We start from the raw sequence: 18,842 nt of genomic DNA on the forward strand, positions 1-18,842 counted from the left end.
TATGGTTTACCTGTAACTTTGAAGGCGCAACGAAAGCTGCCATCATAATGCGGTGAACCTTTGTTTTTACACCAACACTATCTCTATGAAGAATGACAGCAGGATAACCCCAACCATCTGGGCAACACGCTAATAATCTATCTTTTCTCAGTGATTTTATTTTACCTGTGTTTGAAACAAGATAAAATTCTTCATAACCAACAACAGGTTTCCAAATCTCTTCAGTCACTTTTCACCACCCCGTGCAAAGCGTTGAAATCGGCGAGGGCTTTTGCCAGATATTCATCAGTGCAATTGCCACAACCTTCGTATCCGAAATTACCATGACGGCACTTGTTGTTTTTGTGAGATGAGAATTGGCCGCTTGTCTCTTGAACACCGTCTTCAACGACTGTTCTGACCGCATCCACCAGCTTCGCAACATCGGCGCGTGGGATAAGGTCGTGTTTTGGGGCGCGGGTAAATAGCGAACAGTCGCCCCATATCAATGTGCCAGACGGATGATTAAAAGCTGCCTGTTTCAAAGATGGACTGTAATTTACGACATGTACAATCTGACCATCTCCACGGTCATAAGCCATCCCGAACCTATGGCTATCAGCATCGAACGGCTTTTTTGCGGTCGTGGTCATCGTGACCCTCTCATTCTACGCATTTTCATTTCACAGGCCATTTTCGTTAATGGCTTTCCAATCTCCCGGCCTATCACTTCGGCACAGAATTTAAACATCATGTTCTCTGACCGCATCCATAGCAAAAGCTCTGTCATTTCATCAGTCCATACAATGTGATTATCATTTGGCATCTGTACCCTCCTTAAACGGCCAGCATGTTGATCGCGGCTTTTCAAGTTTGTAATCCTTGGTGCCTGGCTTGGGCATGTAGTTATTCACATAGTAGCTTTTTAGAGCAATACGCTGTAACTGAGTATGTTTAATAATGCTCTCGTATTCCTCGATCAAGCTGTCCAGAATGTTAGCTTGGGCGGGGGTGATCGAAACTTTAAGCATATCGGAAAGGGTGTTAGCATTCTCGAAACGCTTGACAATCTTCTTTTTCCGGCTACCAACGTTGGGATTAAAGAACCGTCCTAAATCGTCACGCATTACTTGAACCCCTCGTTAATCACTTCATCCAGCTTGATATAAAGCCAGAGTATGATGCAGACAGCGAGTACGATCTGCGCGGTGTGGTATATTGCGTCAATCATTAGCGTTGCATCTGCAAAAGGGTCTTGTTACAAGCGCCGTTGTGCTTACACACGTCAGTCGGTGCCATGTTCAGCACTTCTTCCAATGCGGCCACTTGCATCTGTCTAGGCTCGTCAACACGTTCAGCCATTTTAGCCTCGTAACGTTCATGCACATACGCCATAGCTTTGAGGATGGTCACATCAGCCGAATACCAGTTGTAAGCGGCCTGGGTGAGCAGGAGGGTGCCTATCAGGGCTTTGGTGCGGTGTTTCATTATCAATCTCCTTTACCTTGATTGAGAGCGTTGTTAATTGTTTTAAAATAATCCCCAACACATTCATCAACAGGAACATCTATAAAGGATGCTAGCTTTTCTTTTGCTAAATATAGAGCAGAAACGAGATCGTAATGCGCATTGCAGGCACGGTGAATAAATTCGGCATTTGCTTGTGACATGGAGGTTACTTCTGTATCACAGTCTTCGCCCCAAATAGTGGCAATACAAAAACGCCGATTGTTTTTTGGATCAATAGCGTGAAGTGTCAATGGCTCCTCCTTTACTTCAAGTTCTTTTAATTCCCAAGGCAGTGGTGTGTGTGTCATTTTTGAACCTTTCTGAATGTTCCATTAGCATTTCGCTTAAAAAGCTGTTTTTCCAATCTCTCGGCCTTTTTCTTGTAAAACTGAAACAGGCGGTAGAGCATTTCAATATCGTTTCTCATTAGCTCCCCCGGTTTTCATGAAAAGCAGGATCGTTCTTATGGCATTTTGTAACAGGTCTGTCGTCTTCCAGATTTTCAATCCACCACTGTACGGTCGTCATGTGGCGTTTCAGCTCAAAGATTGTTGCTTCATAGTTATTACCCTGCAAAGCTTCATTCAACGTCCCAATTATTTCTTCAACGCCTGTCTGGCAGACAAAAGCATCGTGTGGTGTGGTGATCGTGAAGGTTGGTAATGGTAATTTCATTGTGTACTCCTTGGTTGTTGCCTGAGTATCAATGTATACCTGTTCGCAACCCATGTCAAGCATAAAAAGCACAAAAGAAGAAAATAATTATCTCAGGTTATAGACACGCAATCCATCTGGTAAAGCCTTGATCTGGAATGACAAACCCCTAGTTCTGGCGTAACGGTACGCCGCCGAGCGAAAACTAATTTCCTTTTCAGGATTAAAAACTTTCCACCCGCCGAGCTTAATCTTGTCAAATGGATATTTCAGTGTCCCAAGGGGACGGCCAGGCTTACGCTTTTTCATTGTCAATCTCCTCAAACCCACATTCAAACCCGTTGTCTGCCGCCCATTCTAGAGCAACACGATATTTTTCTTCATCAGTCATTTTGTTCCACTGATCCATCGTGTAACCAAGATCATCAAGTGATAAGGTATCCTCTTGATCGCTTCCGATAGTTGCGCCGTTATACCAAAATCTGATTTTCATTCATTCTCTCCTATAAACTTGCTAAACGGGCTTCATCAGGCGAAGGGAGTGTTATACCCAAATCTATGCTAGCCCATGCCTGTATTTTGTTCATGTATTCAGCCATTACACCTTTTGACTGGTTCTTCGTTGAAAGTGGCACTATACCGCCAAGTGTATGACCAAACTGCATAAGCTTTGTTCCGAGAAACATCGACTTACAATAGTTGTGGATATCCTCTTTGTCATGTCCCGTTTCATCAGCAATAATCTGGTACCACGTCCACAGTAGCGCATTCTGATCCAGGCTACGCTTTTCCTTGCGTTCGGATATCTGTATACGCAAGGGTGTTTCACCGTTCCAGCCGTTCAAAAGCTTGGCGAGGTCAGCCATAAACCGACCTACGCCTTGCTTACCCGTGATGGTGTAGTGCTGGATCACTATTTAACTAATTTCCATGTTTTACGGCGCAAACCAGGAACGAGAAGAAAATCAGATACGCAGTCTTTCCAAACCCCAAAAGCAAAATCAGCGCTTTCACCTTGGGATATATCATAGATAGTGCAAATACTCCAAATAATTAAAGCCAACGGGAGCATTAACCAGCAAAAAAACTGTCCTAATACTATCAACAGAAATACAAATATCTTCTTCATGTCCCCCCCTAGAATGGCGCTGTATCGTCGTTATCGTTTGACTTAGCTGCTTTCGGCTTGAATTTCATGCTGTAATACTCGCCCTTGGCACCTGTGTTCAGCCAGCAATCGACATAGTATTCCTGCCCTTCGATCAGTGCGCTACCACGAAAGTCAGCATGTGTATCAGCTTCCTTGCGGTCGTTCTTGAACATAGATGCGGTATTTGGTTTTTGCTCGTAAGCCATTGATTTATAATCCTTGTGGTGGTTTTGTTGAAAAGTGATCTCTCATAGCATTAAAGCGATTTGTTACATCTTGCTTTAATCCAGACGGTAGACCTTGCATACGGCGGGTTTCTTTATTGACCTTCACCCATTCGGCCAGCATATCGCTATCTTGACAAGCATTCAACTCGAAAATAACGGTATCGTATACAGCTTTGGCATCGTAACCATTGGCTTTGAGATCGTCCTGAATGTCAGGGTTGTCAGCCATGCGGCCAGATAGGTCAATCGCCTTTTCAGGCTTGCTAGGCTTTCCCGCGCTGGCGCTATTGCCATCATCATCTTCATCAGCTGCAATATTCAGGATTGAACACAACGCATATCGACGAGCGTACGTGATAGCTGAACCCATGCCCTGCGGTGTCTGCTTTTCGAGCATCAGGGGCATCATGCTTTGTAAATAACCCTCGCTTTCAGGGTGGACAATCAGTGTCTGTAACGCCGCCCCTAAATCTGTTACCTGTACTGGTTGGGTTATAAACAGGCCAAACTCAGCCAGGATAGGCGTAACCATATCCCGAATATCAGGCAGGGTGGCATACTTGCTCTTAAAGTGTGGATTGGTTGCACTCTTAATCGGGTTAGACAATGCTAACTGCGCCTTTAAAAGGGCTTCCATTAATCCTTTGGTCGTTTCCATTTAATCATTCTCCTGTGGTAAAAGGCTTTCGGCTAGATTATGAAGGTCTTTAACTAAATCACGCACAGCGACCCGAACACAATAACTAATCTCGCAATCTGCGTCATTTACCATGTTGACCATTCTAGCAATGATTTTAGTTAACTCGCTGTAAGCATAAATGTTACTCATTTAAATCTTTCCTGTAAGAAAGCCTTCAACTGTTTCGATAGCTTGCGGTGCGCTCTGGCTGCAAAGTATCGGCGTACTTGGGTTAGGACTGGATCATAGTTATCGTTGGAATACATGATATCTCCTTGGTTGTTTGCCTACCATTATATAAGCACACTCCCCATAACCTGTCAAGCAATAAATTCGCATTAAATGAAAATAATATAATCCTTGATTACCATCCCCAATTATGGCACAATGAGTTATCGAGGGTCTGACGGTCGCCCTGATACTCCTGCCAGCTCTCTCCCCATATGTTCGCTGGTCTGTTGTTGCCCATAGGCCGTCACTTTCCCCCATGAAAAAACCTACTCCACACGCCAAACCACTACCCACAGGTGACCTTGGTCACGTATGCACTATCTGTGGGGCTAAATCGGCTGGATGGGGCTTTAAGCCTCTCCTGATGCCGATACTTTGGTACTGCTTTCAGCATCGTAAAGAGGGTGAGAAATACATGCTTGACAATCCGAAATGATTGTGATCTTATAGCTATGCGGTAGGGCTTGATCACCCGAACCTGACCACAGCAGGGCCGCAATTAACTTTAATCTGTGGAACTGTGGAGTTATAGTGAACAATCCCTTTCTGCCTGAAAAGGCACCTCCGAGCGATTTTGCTATTGAGCAGGGTCTACTTGGTATCCTCTTACAACGTAACCACTTCTATGATGAAATCAGCTGGTTTCAGTCTGAATGGTTGTCAGTTAAACACCATCAGGATATTTACAACTCGATCTTGGCTGGTCTGTTAAGTGGTGAGACAGTTAATACCACGGTCATTGCGTCCCGTCATAAAGACGATGCCTGGTATAAAGAAAATCCCGAATACCTGAATGAGTTAGTTAAGGTTTATGGCTTTCGTCCAATTGACCACTTAAAAGGCTTTGCCAATTCAATTAAACGCCTGTATTTAAAGCGGGTTATTCTCGAAAAGTCAGCAGAATGGCAGGAGTTAGCACAGTCTCCGGACGATCAGAATGTTGATAGCTTGCTGGATACAATCGAAACCGATGTGACAGGCTTGCGTCTGCGCGAGAATGACGCTGTGCAATTCGACCTGCCGACTTCAATCAATGACTTCCTTCACGATCTCGACCTGAAAATAAGAGGTGAGTTTCAATCTTACCGCACAGGTTTTGAGGGTCTGGATAATAAGCTGGTCGGGTTTGTCCCCGGTCGTCTGTATATCCTTGCTGGACGTACTGGCATGGGTAAAACGGCCTTTGCGCTAAATCTGGCTAATGCAGTCAGCAAGCAAGGTCGGGTTCTGTTCTTCTCTCACGAAATGAGCAGACAGGACCTGGTTGGTCGCATGGCCTCGATGAGTGCCGGCATTGATATGCAAGCCCTGCAAGATGGCAAGGGCATCCCCGCTAATTCGTTTAACGCCATCCGTGAAGCCATGAAGGATATGCAGATTGACATTGTAGATGTTGGTCGCATGAGCATAGAACGGATTGCCCAGCTTTGCCGCGCCCACAAGCGTAAGCATAAAACCTCGATGGTGGTGGTTGACCATATTGGTCTGGTACAAGCCAGCAAGAACGCCCAGCGCCTTGGTAAGGTGCATCAAGTCGAAGAGATAACTAATATATTGAAAGCAACTGCAAAAGAGTTGAATGTTGTTGTTCTGGGACTGGCTCAATTAAACCGCGAATCCACGAAACAGGATCAGAAACGGCCAATGCTGTCTGATTTACGGGATAGTGGTGCCATTGAGCAAGATGCTGACGTGGTGATGATGATACACCGGGAAGATTATTACCTGAAAAATAATAAGCCTGTCCAGGGTGTCAAAATGAGCGACAAAGCTTATGCCAGCATGATTAGTAATTGGGCTTATCTCAAAGAGATATATAAGGATGTAGCCGAGATTATAATTGCCAAAAACAGGCATGGTAACGGTGGCACTGTCCTGACCAAATTCATTGGACACCATCAAACCTTTACAGAACAAGGCGACTTTTCAGCCATTGAGGATTTATCATGACCTTAGAATATTATCCGTTTTTTTGGGGTGATTACGGTAAAAAGACCACTCACCTGACGAGCAACCAGCATGGGGTATATTTCCTTCTCATGCGCTCAATATATTCTTCCGGAAAGCCTATACCGGACAATTCGCGTTATCAGGTTGGTATGGCCTTTAACACCGACCAGCAGCATGACGTTGATGCCATATTGAAAGAGTTCTTTTTTTTAGAGGATGGCTATTGGCACCATGAAAAGATTACAGAAATCATGGTTAAGTCAGAGGCCGAATACCAGAAAAAGGTAGAAGGTGGTCGCAAGGGTGGTAAGACAAGAGCGACAAATGCGGCTGCTAAATTGAAGGGAAAATCAAGCACACCTTCAAGGACTCCTTCAAGGAGAGCTTCAAAGACTCCTTCAAGCAACCATAACCATACTATATCTAAAGATATAGAGAAGGACTACGCCTTCAACGGTCATGTTATTAAATTATCGGATAGCGATTGGGATAAGTGGACAGCCCTGTATCCACGGGTTGACCTGTACAAGTATCTCGATGAACGGGACAACTGGTTAGCCAGAGAGGGTAGGGATGACGGTTGGTTCTTATCCACCGTTGCAGACCTGAAAAGGAAGTTTGGATCATGAAATACCATATTCACCGAGCCGGATGGCCGAACGATATCATGCCTTGCCACGGTGTCTACGATACCCGCGCCCTGGTTATCCACTTCAAGCCCGATTACTGGCCGTATCCCGACGAGCTATGGTACAAGATCGGAAGCCGCCACACGGTTGAGAATGGGCGCATGGTGCGCTGCCTGGGTTCCCATCCCGTCTGGGCTATTGACCTTGAAAGCGACGACGACATTGCCATGCTGGAGAATACAGTAGGCTCTATCCAGATCGGCGTATGCGAGTTTGATCAGATTACCCCGTCAATCGAAATACTGACCGAACAGCCAATACTTTTTGATCCGGATTACAAGAATATGATTGACAAGATTATCAAACCACATGATTATAAAACCAACGCAACACAAGGAGAGAACCAATGAGCGAAGCCGATAGCCGTTTAGGCATGTATATCACACGAATTGAGAACCTGGACGACACCCGCAAGGGACTGTCAGCAGATATTCGTGATGTTTATCAAGAGGCTAAATCAGCCGGGTATAGTGTCAAGGCTCTGCGTGAGGTTATTCGCTTTCGCAAGATGAAACCGGAAGACCGTAACGAGCTGGAAATAGCTGACGTATACCTGGTATCGTTGGGAGATGCGTGATGGAATGGCCACAATGGACAGTAATCATAATTTGGTTTATCAGACTTTGTGCAGTGGGACATTTACACGGTCAGAAACGTACAGGTGAGTATAGTATTGGTGCGGCAATATTTGGTGTGGGAGTGACTGCATTCGTACTGTATAAAGGTGGCTTTTTCTAATGCACCCGACCATCCCGATCCACGAATTAATCATTGAAGTGCCTGAGCTGTCGTTCTATACTACATGGGTAGACGATAGCTACTGGCTGGAACAGTTTGGAGAGTGTAATGGCGATCCCCAATAGTGCATGGCGTAAAGATTATCCATCCGAACAGGCTGGTATACACGATAAGCCAAAGAAAATCGAAAAACCGCTGGAAATAGTGGGTATGAATGAGGATGGATCGTTTATCTATGGCGAGATAATCAAGCCGTGATCTTCAAGCGCAAACCATCACCCGTCAAGTTCGCATGGCATAAGTATCCCGCCCACTTGGAAAGTATACGGTGGCTGGAAAGCGATATCCAGTCATTCATCGTCTTGAAGCTGCGTGATCTGTTACAGGATGAACCAGGCTCTTACATCTTCTGGGGTGACATGGGTGGCATGAAAACCACAGTACGCACAGCATCAAAGGCTAAGGCATTAGGTTTAGAGCAGGGTATCCCTGACCTGTTCCTCATGTTCCCCGGTCATAGGCTCGTCTGTATTGAATTGAAGCGCAAGGGTGGGGTAGTGTCTGGTGAGCAGAAAAAGAAGCACGCCGCTATGCAAGAGATGGGCTTTCCGGTATATGTGGTGAAGGCTAAGACCCCGGCTGACGGTTGGTCACAGGTGTTAACTATTTTACAGAGGTATGGGATATGAGTGATTGGAAACCAATTAAAACTTGTCCATACGGTAAGGAAGTTATTTTGGGTCGGGATAAAGGTAATCCTGGCATTACATCTGGTTTCAGGATTGATAAAAATCTGTTCATGGCTGGTATGCAGATATACCAAGAACCCACCCACTGGATGCCCTTGCCATCACCACCAAAACAAGATACAATTTGATCTAAATCAGGTGAGTTTCAGGTGACATTCCCCAATCCAGATACCCAATTCCAGCCAGGCGAGAGCGGTAATCCCAAGGGCAAGCCCAAAGGTACGCTCAATCGCTCCACAATCGTCCGTAGATGGCTTGAAGCCAAAGGGCAGGAGGGTGAGACTGTTGCTGACGACCTGGTGCTGGCGGCCATTAGAGAGGCTATGGATGGCTCTGCTCCACATCTGAAAGAACTGCTAGATAGCGCATTTGGCAAGATCACCGATAAGGTTGATATGAATAATCCGGATGGTAACCTGACACCAGTTGTCACGGTCACGTTTATTAAGCCAAAGGATGAGTGATGACAAAAGAACCCATGCACGAATGGCTGGATTATTGGTTAACCCAAAAACCACCTGAGAAGCAACGTAAAGAATGGTTGGATGAAGGTTTCCTTATCTACTGCCTGTGTAATACAAAAGCGCGACCAGAGTGGGATGTAAGGGTCATTAGTTGACCAATATACAGATACCAGAAGCCTTTCAAGACCTATTCACGCCTAAGCGATACAAGGTCTATTACGGTGGTCGTGGTGGTGCCAAGTCACATAACATAGCCCGCGCCTTACTGATCCAAGGTATGCAAGAGCCGCTGTTCATTGTTTGTGGCCGTGAGATACAGAAATCCATCAAGAACTCAGTCCATAAGCTGCTGGCCGATATCATCCGTAAGCACAAACTGACCGACTTCTACCGCATCCTTGAAAACGAGATACGTGGCATCAATGGCACTGTTATCATCTTCATTGGCTTAAAGCACAACACATCAGATACCAAGTCATTAGAGGGCTGTGACAGGCTCTGGATTGAGGAAGCCGAGAACGTCAGCCACAACACCTATGAGGTTGTTATCCCAACTGTCCGTAAGCCTGGATCAGAGATATGGATCAGTTTCAACCCCAAGAACAGGACAGACCCCACCTATGAGCGTCATGTGGCTGGTGCAGATGACCGCTACATCGTCCGTAAGGTTTCGTGGCGTGATAACCCATTCTTCCCCGACGAGCTAAACGACGAGCGTTTAAAGCTGCAAGCTGACGATCCAGATGGCTATGCTTATGTCTATGAGGGTGAGTTTGATACCCGCCGATCAGGGGCTGTATATGCCAAGCAGTTAGCCAAGGCGCGTGAAGAAGGCCGGATTACCTTGGTTCCTTACGATCCGGGCTGTGAAGTGTTCACCGCTTGGGATTTAGGCTTTGGTGACAGCACCGCTATTTGGTGGTTGCAATGGGTTGGCCGTGAACTCCGGTGGCTCGACTATTACGAGAACAGCGGTGAGCAGATTGGTCATTACGCTGAAATTATCAAGAAAAGAGAATATAACTACCTGAAAGAAGGGCATTTCCTGCCTCATGATGGTGGTCATGGTAATATCCGTGGTGACAGCGTGTCTAATCAGCTTTGGGATTTAGGGGTCAAGAACCAAGTGTTAACCCGTGAGACAGACATTACACCAGGTATGGAGTTATTGCGGCAAACCATTGCTTACTCAGTATTTGACCAGAACAAGTGCCGTGATGGTATTCATGCACTTGAACAGTACGGTTATGAATGGGATGACGAGCGATCTGTGTTCAAACCTAAGCCTGTCCACAACTGGACTAGCCACGCCTCTGATGCTGCGCGTTATGCTGCCATAGCTGCCAAACAGGTCAAGGCTGGTAACACAGCCTACGCGCCATCGTTCCAGATCAGCGGTAGCGGCTCATTCATGAGTGCTTGACGATATGGGGCATAAGTGCTAAAATTCAAAACAGTTTCTATTAGGCCGTTCAAGCAACGAGCCACGTTAAGGAAATGCGGGGTGCAAAAGCAATATCGCTTTATGCTCTAACCTCTTATTCCTTGAAAAAACGTGACAGACGACTTAGAATTTATCACCAAAGTCAAAAACGATGTTAAGGCAGACCAGGATTACTGGTCACGTATCTATGAACGTGCAAAAGAAGATTTAGACTTTCTCTCTGACGATGCCTACGCACAATGGGATCGCAAGGACTATGAAAGCCGCATTAGCTCAAACCGTCCAGCATTAACCATTGACCAGCTTGGTCAGTTTATCCATCAGGTTGCCAACGATATCCGAATGAACACGCCTTCAATCAGGGTTATCCCTGGTGATGACGGTGACGCTGAGACAGCCGAGATTATCCAAGGCTTAATCCGGAACATTGAATACGCCTCAAATGCCGATGATGCCTATGACACGGCCTCCCTGAACGCTATCAAGTCTTCCATTGGCTTTATCCGTGTCGATCACGGCTACATTGACGAGAAAAGCTTTGATCAGGAACTGCGCATTAAGCGTGTGGTCAACCCTCTGTCCTGCTGGATAGACAGCAATTCGATTGAATGTGATGGCCGTGACGCTATGCGCGGCGCTATCGTTGAGCCAATAAGCGTCCGTGAGTTCAAGACCAAGTATCCAGGCAAAGAGCCTGTTTGCTTTGATGACGCCAGGAGCAAGAACGCCAAGGACGATGATCTGATAACGATCTGTGAGTATTTCGTTATCGAGGAAAAAGACCGCCAGATTACCTATGATGAGATGGGTAACATCACTGATTATGTTGAAGGTATGCCCGTCAGCATGATCCGGACGGTCAAGGATCGCACTGTACTTCGCTACAAGCTATCCGGCGCTGATATCCTCGAACAAACCACATTCCCCGGTAAATACATCCCTCTGATCCCTGTTTACGGTGAAGAAGCGTGGAATAACGGCGAGCGTCACCTTTTCTCTCTCATCCGCAAATCCAAGTCCGCACAGCGTATGTTCAATCTATGGAAGTCGATTGAAACCGAAGTCCTGATGAAACAGCCTATCGCACCGTTCGCGGCTGCTGAAGGTCAGGTCGATGACTACCGTGATGACTGGCTGAACCCGTCCAAAGCCGCTGTGCTGCGCTATAAGTCAACAGATGCCCGTGGCAACCCAATCCCTGCACCACAACGCCTTATGCCGCCATCTATCCCGGCTGGTGTTATCAATGCTGCCCGTGAGAGTGTGGACGATATCAAGGCCACGATGGGTATCTATAATGCCTCTCTTGGTGTCCGTGGTAATGCAACTTCCGGCAAGCAAGAACTCGCTCAGCAAAAAGAGGGTGATGTAGCGACATATCACTTTGCTGATAACCTCGTGCGCTCGATTACGCATGTTGGCCGTGTCGTTGTTGCTGCCCTGCCTGAAATCTATGATGGCTCCCGCCTGATCCGGATCATTGGTGAAGAAGACGAGCCTAAGATGGTTGGTATCAATGGGCAGGTTTCACAGGATCAGGAACGCCACTTCGATCTTACGCAAGGCTCCTATGATGTGCGTGTGGTCACGGGTGCATCCTTCACGACCAAGCGCCAAGAGACTGTCACATTCATGCAGGAAGTGTTTACCCGCGCCCCTGAGCTGATGACAATTATGGGTGATCTGTTCTTCAAGAACTCTGACTTCCAAGGCGCACAGGCTATGGCTGATCGTATGAAGAAAATGATTGCCAAGACCAATCCTGAGCTGCTGGACCGGAAAGACCGTGAAGAAGTCCAGGTTGATGCGGTTGATCCTGAAAAAGAGCAGATGAAGCAGCTTATCCAGGAAGGTCAGCAAGAGTTGCAGTCACTCCAACAACAGTTGGCCGACAAGACCACTGAGATGCAGCTGAAAGCCCAAACAGAGTCACAAAAACAGCAATTCGAGCGTGAGAAGATGATGCTTGAATATCAGGTTAAGATGAAAGATCTTCAAATTAAGGAAGCCGAGCTTCACCTGAAAGCCAGAGACATTGACGTGCGTGAAAAGGAAGCCCAACAGCGGGTTCACCTTGACACTGCACAGTTACAGCATTCGTTAGCCAATCAAGGCAACGATAATACCAAGGACTAAAAACCTATGACAAACGATCACATTGATAGCATTATCGACGAAACCTTAGCTGCCGAGCAAGTTGCTGACACTGAGGTTAAAGAAACCGATGCCTTAAATGATGAAGCTGCTGATGAAGGCGAGAGTAAACAGCCGGAAGGTGATAAAAAGCCATCCAGTGACGACTTTCCTAAAAAGGCAGTAAACGCGCTATCCCGGCGCGACAGACAAATTGGGAAGCTCAAAGCAATCAATGAGAACTATGCCACTGAATTAGCTTCCTTACGTGAAGCCGTGGCTAAACTCGAAGGTAAAGCCGATGCACCAAAAGCGCCTAATCAGGATGATTTTGAGAATTACGGTGAATATCTGGAAGCAAAGGTTCTCTATCAGTTAGAGCAAAAACAAGCCCAACAAGCGCAATCCAAACAGCAGGAAACTCAGCAAAGCACTGACCAGCAGAAATATGCACAATGGGAAGGACAACGGGAACAAGCTATTGCGGAACAAACCGCCAAGCTTAAAACCGAAATTCCTGACCTCGAAGCAGTTGTCATGGAAAATGCAGATTTAGCCGATGATTTCCCGCCTGTAATCCAACGCCTGTTTTTGGAAGCAACCAACGCCCCGCTGGCTTTCTACAACCTCGCCAAAGAAGGGAAGCTTGAAGCTCTTGCTCATATGTCCCCACACATGGCCGCTGCTGAAATTACCCGCGCTCAGTCGATTGCTCCACCAATTCGCAAAACAACCCAGGCACCAGCACCATTGGCACCCGCCAGAGGCGCGGCTCCTGGTTCCAAAAACCTAGCCCAAATGTCCGCAACCGATCTGGTCAAATGGGTAAACTCGTAAGGAGTAATTACGAATGCCTAATAATATTAACAACGTAAAAGCCGCTGGTACCATCATCTCGAAGATGGCCGCAAAGATGCTTGCAGATAACATGCAATTCATCAAATCCATTGATAAAGAGCCGGAAGAAAGCTTTGGTCAAACCAATGGTTACAACACTGGTGACACGATCAACATCAGCAAACCCGCTCGTTTCAAAATGAACTCAGGCGCTGATATCACTGCTCAAATCCAGGATGTTGTTGAAGAAAAAGTACCTTTGGTACTGAACCGTCAGCGTAACGTTGCTGTCAACCTGACGTCTGCTGAGATCGCCACTGATCTTGGTTTGAAGTCATGGGCTAAGCGTATCCTCGAACCGGCTATGTCTGGTTTGGCGCAGGGTATCGAAGCCGAAGTCCTGGTTGATGTTAAAAACAGTGTATTTAACACAACTGGTACGCCTGGTTCAACCCTGTATGACACCGATCTGATGCTCTCCAACCGTGAGAAGCTGATGAAAAACCTGGTGCCAAGCGATAACGAACTGAAAGCATTGCTGGAATCCAGCGCCATGCGTTCTGCCGTTAATGCTCGTAAGGGTCTGTTCCAATCCTCGGAAGAAATCAGCAAGCAATACAAGCGTGGCTACATGGGTGAATCCGATGGCTATACGTTCCTTGAAAACAACCTGCTGCCAGTCCACACCCGTGGTACTGCAACTGGTGCTATTACAGTAACGGCTCAGCCAGCCGAAGGTGCAAGCACAATCAACTTGACTGGTACTGGTACCCAGACACTGGTCGTTGGTGACGTGTTCACCATCGCTGGTGTATTCCAGGTACACCCGATCACTAAGGTTGTGACTAACCAACTCCAACAGTTCGTTGTTCGTGCAAACAACACCGCTGCTGCTGGTGCTTATACTGCCGTTCAGGTTAGCCCTGCGTTCTACTCGGCTGCTTCACTCAGCTTGCAGAACATCAATGCTCTGCCTGCTGCAACGGCTGCTGTAACCCTGGTTGGTGCCGCTTCTACTGGCTACACCAACAACGTAACATTCCACAAGTCAGCTTTCCGCTTCGCCTCTGTGCCGCTGGTTAAGCCTGATGGTCTGGATATGATTGCTCAGGAAACAGTCGATGGTATTACCGTCCGTGTGATCCGTGACTACCTGCCATTGACCGATAAGATGGTTATGCGTTTGGATGTTCTGTATGGCTTCACCGCTGTACGTCCTGAATGGGCTACACGTATCTTCTCGTAAACTATTGAGAGGGCGGCTAACCCCGCCCTTTCTTCTCACTTTGGAGTATTATCATGTCGAGTAATGACAATGAACTTTTTAAATATACTGCGATTAGCGCCAGCGCCCTTATTAATGATTCCTTAACCCGTTTAGGTGGTTTGTTTGTATCTAGTGCCAGCGGGGCAACTATCACGATCTATGATAATGCAGCCGCTTCCGGCGCTATTGCTATAGCTTCATTCACGCCTGTTGCTGGAGTTAATTACGCCTTCCCGGCATTACTGAAAAACGGTTGTTATGTATCTGTAACAGGCACTTTAAGTGCTACGGTATTTTGGGTCTGATATGCTACAAAGAAGCAAGCTCAACTTTTGGAAACCCGATAATCAAATGGCCGTTATGCCTCCTATTAACACAGCGCCACCTATGGTTGTTGGGTCTCCAATATTGGGAATTAACTTATCAGTAAATACCGGAACGTGGGCACTCCCCCCTTCTTCATTTGATATTCAGTGGTATGTAAACGGTACTCCGGCAGTAGGTAAAACGGGGTTTTTATTTGGTTTATTGACAGTTCTTAACCTAGGCCAAACAATTTCTGCGAAGATCACAGCAAATAATTCAGTCGGATCAACTGAAATCTTTTCTAATTCTGTTAACATTCTGGCGGCTTAATGCTTCACAAATCAAAATTAGGTTTTTGGCAGACAAACCAGACAGGATCACAGCCTCTTTCTCAGGGGAGTAGTGCTAATCTGATATATGACCCCCAAAAGAGCCAAATCTCACAGTCTGGCGGTCTTATTTCTAGTATCACTGATATGGTCAGTGGAACAATCCAGGCAACGGCATCAGGCGCACAACGTCCAATGCTGGTACAATCTCCGATTGATGGACGTAATGTTATTCGTTTTAACGGAAGCATGGAGCTTAATACCGCAAGCACAAACATTGATCCACGCAATTTCACCATGGTATTCGTGACTGATTTAAGCAATTTCGCTGGCGGGTCTGGTAATGGTCAGGGGGTTCTTGCTGGTCTAGGTGGCGGTGCCACACGCAGTATCTTTTATAACAACGCATCCGTTGCTGCGTTTGATGTATCAACACTGATCGGGTATGGTGGAACCTATAACACGGGCACATTCAACATTATTACGATTATCGGTAACGCCACAAATGTTATTGCCCGCTGCAATGGTGTTGAGTTGTTTAATAGCCCTGCTTTCTCGGCTACGCCAAACTTTACAAACGTCCGTCTTGGTCGGGCGGAAAGCCTTGTTCAATCCCTTATTGGGTGCGATATATCATATTTTGAAATTTACAATACAGCCTTGGATGCCACCGCCCGCGCCGCTAATGAAAATAGAATAAGAGCATTAGTCCCTGTTAAAACACTCAGCACTGACATTAAGCGCTTTTACTTCCTTGGCAATTCACTCACAGAGGGCCGTGGAAATACAGCGCGGGACAAGCGTTGGACTGAGCTTTCGATGTATGGCAGCAATTTAAATGTTTCAGCTAGGGAAAATTTCCTGGTTCGTGGTTATGCCGGCGCAACAACCGTACAGCTCACTGGCGCGATTAATCCTATCTTGACCAGATATATGGGTAATGGGTCTAATTCATACGTCTTTGTATGGGAACTTAGCAACGATATCAATATTTCACAGAATGGAACAACGGCTTATTCAAACCTGACAACCCTATGTCAGAACATCAAGAACGATGCACCAAACACAAAAATCATCGTTATGACGATGTTGCCTCGTGGGGCGGTCGCAGCCGTTGAGACAGCCCGAATTGTCGCAAATAACCTCGTAATGGCTGGGACATCAGTAGTGGGTGGTATTTCTAATTTTTATACCAAGGGTTCGGATAATATTGATTTTGTGTTTGATGTTTCTGGTATTGGCACAATAGGAACACCAGGCTCTCAGAGTAATACCACATATTATCAAGCTGATCAGGTTCATTTAACGGATACTGGTTATGCGCTTATTGGTTCAAATGGTAAAGACATTATTAACTATTTTGTTTGAGGTGAAGTGTGGCTACTGCGCGTAATATAATCAAGAAATCCATGCAAAAGGTTGGGATTATCACCCGCAACCAAGAGCCGGAAGCTGATGAAACTAATGATGCGCTCGATCAGTTGAATGCACTGTTGCTGTCATGGTCAAATGAAAGCCTAATGATTTACGTCCGGAACCGTCAGACCTTCAATCTAGTGGGTGGACAAGGGGCTTATACAATTGGCACAGGTCAGAACTTCAACACACCACGGCCTATTCAAATCCTTGATGCCATGTCGTCAACGGGTGATGTATTCTCCCCGATTGCTATCGTATCAGACGAGATATTCATTGAGGGCCAGACCATGCCTAACCAGCAGGGCATTGCCTCGATGCTCAACTACGATAACAACTATCCCACTGGCACGATCCGCTTGTGGCCCATCCCTTCATCAGCCGATCAACTGACACTGCTCATGGAAGCGCCTTTGACGCAATTCGGGCTTGACGACGAAGTTGATTTACCGCCTGGCTGGGAACGCATGATTATCTACAATCTGGCTATTGAATTGTCCCCCGACTACGGTCAGGCTGTTACACCTGAATTGCTGGAACTGGCGCGTGATGCGAAAGCTCTGGTAGCCCGTTCAGTCACAAAAGCCCGTAACATGGATAGTCCTTTTAATGTTGGTAAAGGTTTCAACATTTGGAGCGGTCAGTATCAATGAAAATCCAGTTAGCCGGGCCCTCCTACCAGCAACGATCTCTACCATTTGACGCGCAACGTTCCGTCAACCTTTTTCCGGTGCCGGACGATTACGGCTCTGACAAGGTTTCCCTGTATAGCGCCCCTGGCTTAAAGCTGTTTGGAACCGTTGGTACGGGACCAATTCGGGGTGAGTTTACTGCTGCCAATGGCCGTGCCTTCGCTGTTAGCGGTGCTAAGCTTTATGAGTTAAATGGGGATGGTACAGGTACAGATCGTGGAACGTTTGATTTCAACACAGGCATTGTGTCGATTGAGGAAAACGGCTTTCAACTGGCTATCTGTGACGGGCAGTCAATTTACATCCTGACCTATGCCACTAATGCCTTTGCCAAGGTTACTGATCCCGACCTACCTAAGATTTCAACGATTACGTTCTTGGATGGTTACTTCATTGGTAACAAGTCCAATAGTGGTCAGTTTTATATCTCTGCCCTTTATGACGGTTTGAGCTGGAATGCCCTTGACTTTGCCACAGCTGAAAGCTCTCCGGACGACCTTTTAAGGGTCTACAACGCCCTTGGACAGCTCTGGTTGCTGGGTAAGTACACCTCAGAGGTTTACACGAATACAGGGGCTTCTAGCTTCCCATTTGAGCGTATTTCAGGTGCTAAGATGGAAGTGGGTATCATGTCGCCACACACGGCGGTTTCTATTGATAACTCTCTGGTATGGGTAGGTCAGGATCGTAACGGGGTTGGTATCGTCTATCGTGCTAATGGCTTTACGCCTAAGCGCATCTCGACCACACCGATTGAGATCAAGCTGCAAGCTGTCACTGATTACACACAATTACGGGCATACACCTATCAGGAAGATGGTCATTTCTTCTATGTGATTACGGGCGGTAGCCTTGAAACTTCGCTTGTGTTTGACCTGACAACCCAGCTATGGCATGAACGGGCTTACCTGAATGAGATGGGGTTATTTGAGCAGCATTTAGGCTGTTGCTACACATTTGCCTTCAATAAACATCTGGTTGGTAGTCGTGTCGATGGTAAGCTGTATGAGCAATCCCTTGATTTTTACAGTGATGATGGAATGCCATTATGCCGTGAACGGACATACACACATCAGCTTGATGAATTGAAAAGAATAAGGTATAATACCCTTGTAATCGGCTGTGAGACAGGCGTTGGCCTCCAAAGTGGTCAGGGCGTTGATCCGGTGATTATGTTGCAGCTAAGTCGTGATGGCGCAAGAACGTGGTCGAACTGGTTTACAGCGTCCCTTGGGAAAGTAGGCCAATATCTGACAAAGGTATCGTTCCGCCGACTTGGTATTGCCCAGCAAATGACCTTTAAAATCCGCATTACTGATCCTGTAAAAGTGACCATTACGGGGAGCTGGCTCGAATGACGAAGCTATCCGCCCCACCAATCACACAGCCAATCCTAGAA

At 46.5% G+C, this 18,842-nt stretch carries 29 protein-coding genes; 17 read left to right on the forward strand and 12 right to left on the reverse strand.

Translation table 11 applies throughout. From position 1 onward, the window contains the following. The 12 genes from LZG74_RS25360 to LZG74_RS25410 form a co-directional block, all read right to left on the reverse strand. The coding region (locus tag LZG74_RS25360; protein ID WP_233799254.1) for an NUMOD4 domain-containing protein at window positions 1-229 on the reverse strand (229 nt) is incomplete at its 3' end. Then, window positions 222-632 carry a hypothetical protein gene (locus LZG74_RS25365; RefSeq protein ID WP_233799255.1) on the reverse strand — a complete coding sequence of 137 codons (411 nt, stop codon included), beginning with the start codon at window positions 630-632 and terminating at the stop codon, window positions 222-224. The genes LZG74_RS25365 and LZG74_RS25360, both read right to left, overlap by 8 nt. A gap of 162 nt (window positions 633-794) precedes the next feature. Further along, window positions 795-1,106 (reverse strand): hypothetical protein, encoded by a 312-nt coding sequence (locus LZG74_RS25370; protein ID WP_233799256.1) that lies wholly within the window; start codon window positions 1,104-1,106, stop codon window positions 795-797. Window positions 1,107-1,209: 103 nt separating this feature from the next. After that, entirely contained in the window at window positions 1,210-1,467 is a 258-nt protein-coding gene (locus tag LZG74_RS25375; protein ID WP_233799257.1) for a hypothetical protein, read from the reverse strand. Between the two features lie 2 nt (window positions 1,468-1,469). Next, window positions 1,470-1,796 (reverse strand): hypothetical protein, encoded by a 327-nt coding sequence (locus tag LZG74_RS25380; protein ID WP_233799258.1) that lies wholly within the window; start codon window positions 1,794-1,796, stop codon window positions 1,470-1,472. Further along, complete coding sequence (locus LZG74_RS26320) at window positions 1,793-1,915, reverse strand: hypothetical protein (protein WP_255699676.1); 123 nt, start codon at window positions 1,913-1,915, stop codon at window positions 1,793-1,795. The genes LZG74_RS25380 and LZG74_RS26320 overlap by 4 nt, the downstream gene beginning before the upstream one ends. After that, a complete protein-coding gene (locus LZG74_RS25385) occupies window positions 1,915-2,163 on the reverse strand; it encodes a hypothetical protein (RefSeq protein WP_233799259.1) in 249 nt (82 codons plus the stop codon). Before LZG74_RS25385 ends, LZG74_RS26320 begins: the two co-directional genes overlap by 1 nt. An 87-nt stretch (window positions 2,164-2,250) precedes the next feature. Continuing rightward, window positions 2,251-2,451, reverse strand: a complete 201-nt coding sequence (locus tag LZG74_RS25390; protein ID WP_233799260.1) for a hypothetical protein — start codon at window positions 2,449-2,451, stop codon at window positions 2,251-2,253. Then, the gene (locus LZG74_RS25395) at window positions 2,438-2,635 is read right to left on the reverse strand and encodes a hypothetical protein (protein ID WP_233799261.1); all 198 of its coding nucleotides are present in this window, start codon (window positions 2,633-2,635) and stop codon (window positions 2,438-2,440) included. The genes LZG74_RS25390 and LZG74_RS25395 overlap by 14 nt, the downstream gene beginning before the upstream one ends. A 10-nt stretch (window positions 2,636-2,645) precedes the next feature. Beyond that, entirely contained in the window at window positions 2,646-3,056 is a 411-nt protein-coding gene (locus LZG74_RS25400; protein WP_233799262.1) for a hypothetical protein, read from the reverse strand. A gap of 223 nt (window positions 3,057-3,279) precedes the next feature. Continuing rightward, entirely contained in the window at window positions 3,280-3,498 is a 219-nt protein-coding gene (locus tag LZG74_RS25405) for a hypothetical protein (RefSeq protein WP_233799263.1), read from the reverse strand. A 4-nt stretch (window positions 3,499-3,502) separates the two neighbouring features. Further along, on the reverse strand, window positions 3,503-4,177 hold the full coding sequence (locus LZG74_RS25410; protein ID WP_233799264.1) for an ERF family protein: 675 nt from the start codon (window positions 4,175-4,177) through the stop codon (window positions 3,503-3,505). A gap of 783 nt (window positions 4,178-4,960) precedes the next feature. On the opposite strand from LZG74_RS25410, the gene LZG74_RS25415 reads away from it, so the two are divergent. The 17 genes from LZG74_RS25415 to LZG74_RS25495 all read left to right on the forward strand — a co-directional run bounded on the left by LZG74_RS25415 (window position 4,961) and on the right by LZG74_RS25495 (window position 18,801). After that, the gene (locus LZG74_RS25415; RefSeq protein ID WP_233799265.1) at window positions 4,961-6,379 is read left to right on the forward strand and encodes a replicative DNA helicase; all 1,419 of its coding nucleotides are present in this window, start codon (window positions 4,961-4,963) and stop codon (window positions 6,377-6,379) included. Beyond that, window positions 6,376-7,008 (forward strand): DUF1376 domain-containing protein, encoded by a 633-nt coding sequence (locus LZG74_RS25420; protein WP_233799266.1) that lies wholly within the window; start codon window positions 6,376-6,378, stop codon window positions 7,006-7,008. Before LZG74_RS25415 ends, LZG74_RS25420 begins: the two co-directional genes overlap by 4 nt. After that, on the forward strand, window positions 7,005-7,418 hold the full coding sequence (locus tag LZG74_RS25425) for a hypothetical protein (protein WP_233799267.1): 414 nt from the start codon (window positions 7,005-7,007) through the stop codon (window positions 7,416-7,418). The genes LZG74_RS25420 and LZG74_RS25425 overlap by 4 nt, the downstream gene beginning before the upstream one ends. Beyond that, window positions 7,415-7,645, forward strand: coding sequence for a DUF2312 domain-containing protein (locus tag LZG74_RS25430; protein WP_233799268.1), 231 nt, complete (start codon window positions 7,415-7,417; stop codon window positions 7,643-7,645). The genes LZG74_RS25425 and LZG74_RS25430 overlap by 4 nt, the downstream gene beginning before the upstream one ends. Window positions 7,646-7,914: 269 nt before the next feature. Next, on the forward strand, window positions 7,915-8,064 hold the full coding sequence (locus LZG74_RS25435) for a hypothetical protein (protein WP_233799269.1): 150 nt from the start codon (window positions 7,915-7,917) through the stop codon (window positions 8,062-8,064). Window positions 8,065-8,120: 56 nt separating this feature from the next. After that, entirely contained in the window at window positions 8,121-8,495 is a 375-nt protein-coding gene (locus LZG74_RS25440) for a VRR-NUC domain-containing protein (RefSeq protein WP_233799270.1), read from the forward strand. Beyond that, complete coding sequence (locus tag LZG74_RS25445; protein ID WP_233799271.1) at window positions 8,492-8,683, forward strand: DUF551 domain-containing protein; 192 nt, start codon at window positions 8,492-8,494, stop codon at window positions 8,681-8,683. The genes LZG74_RS25440 and LZG74_RS25445 overlap by 4 nt, the downstream gene beginning before the upstream one ends. A 21-nt stretch (window positions 8,684-8,704) precedes the next feature. Next, window positions 8,705-9,019 carry a DUF5681 domain-containing protein gene (locus LZG74_RS25450; RefSeq protein ID WP_233799272.1) on the forward strand — a complete coding sequence of 105 codons (315 nt, stop codon included), beginning with the start codon at window positions 8,705-8,707 and terminating at the stop codon, window positions 9,017-9,019. Window positions 9,020-9,170: 151 nt separating this feature from the next. Beyond that, complete coding sequence (locus LZG74_RS25455) at window positions 9,171-10,442, forward strand: PBSX family phage terminase large subunit (protein WP_233799273.1); 1,272 nt, start codon at window positions 9,171-9,173, stop codon at window positions 10,440-10,442. Window positions 10,443-10,574: 132 nt separating this feature from the next. Then, window positions 10,575-12,599, forward strand: coding sequence for a portal protein (locus LZG74_RS25460; protein ID WP_233799274.1), 2,025 nt, complete (start codon window positions 10,575-10,577; stop codon window positions 12,597-12,599). A gap of 6 nt (window positions 12,600-12,605) precedes the next feature. Then, window positions 12,606-13,433 carry a hypothetical protein gene (locus LZG74_RS25465; RefSeq protein ID WP_233799275.1) on the forward strand — a complete coding sequence of 276 codons (828 nt, stop codon included), beginning with the start codon at window positions 12,606-12,608 and terminating at the stop codon, window positions 13,431-13,433. A 13-nt stretch (window positions 13,434-13,446) separates the two neighbouring features. After that, a complete protein-coding gene (locus LZG74_RS25470) occupies window positions 13,447-14,679 on the forward strand; it encodes a P22 phage major capsid protein family protein (RefSeq protein ID WP_233799276.1) in 1,233 nt (410 codons plus the stop codon). A gap of 53 nt (window positions 14,680-14,732) precedes the next feature. Next, the gene (locus LZG74_RS25475; protein WP_233799277.1) at window positions 14,733-15,005 is read left to right on the forward strand and encodes a hypothetical protein; all 273 of its coding nucleotides are present in this window, start codon (window positions 14,733-14,735) and stop codon (window positions 15,003-15,005) included. A 1-nt stretch (window position 15,006) separates the two neighbouring features. After that, a complete protein-coding gene (locus LZG74_RS25480) occupies window positions 15,007-15,336 on the forward strand; it encodes a hypothetical protein (RefSeq protein ID WP_233799278.1) in 330 nt (109 codons plus the stop codon). Then, window positions 15,336-16,703, forward strand: a complete 1,368-nt coding sequence (locus LZG74_RS25485; RefSeq protein ID WP_233799279.1) for an SGNH/GDSL hydrolase family protein — start codon at window positions 15,336-15,338, stop codon at window positions 16,701-16,703. Before LZG74_RS25480 ends, LZG74_RS25485 begins: the two co-directional genes overlap by 1 nt. 8 nt (window positions 16,704-16,711) lie before the next feature. Continuing rightward, the gene (locus LZG74_RS25490) at window positions 16,712-17,404 is read left to right on the forward strand and encodes a hypothetical protein (protein WP_233799280.1); all 693 of its coding nucleotides are present in this window, start codon (window positions 16,712-16,714) and stop codon (window positions 17,402-17,404) included. Further along, the gene (locus tag LZG74_RS25495; RefSeq protein ID WP_233799281.1) at window positions 17,401-18,801 is read left to right on the forward strand and encodes a hypothetical protein; all 1,401 of its coding nucleotides are present in this window, start codon (window positions 17,401-17,403) and stop codon (window positions 18,799-18,801) included. Before LZG74_RS25490 ends, LZG74_RS25495 begins: the two co-directional genes overlap by 4 nt. Window positions 18,802-18,842 lie beyond the last annotated feature (41 nt).

The organism is Dyadobacter sp. CY327, assembly GCF_021390415.1.
GTDB lineage: Bacteria > Bacteroidota > Bacteroidia > Cytophagales > Spirosomataceae > Dyadobacter > Dyadobacter chenhuakuii.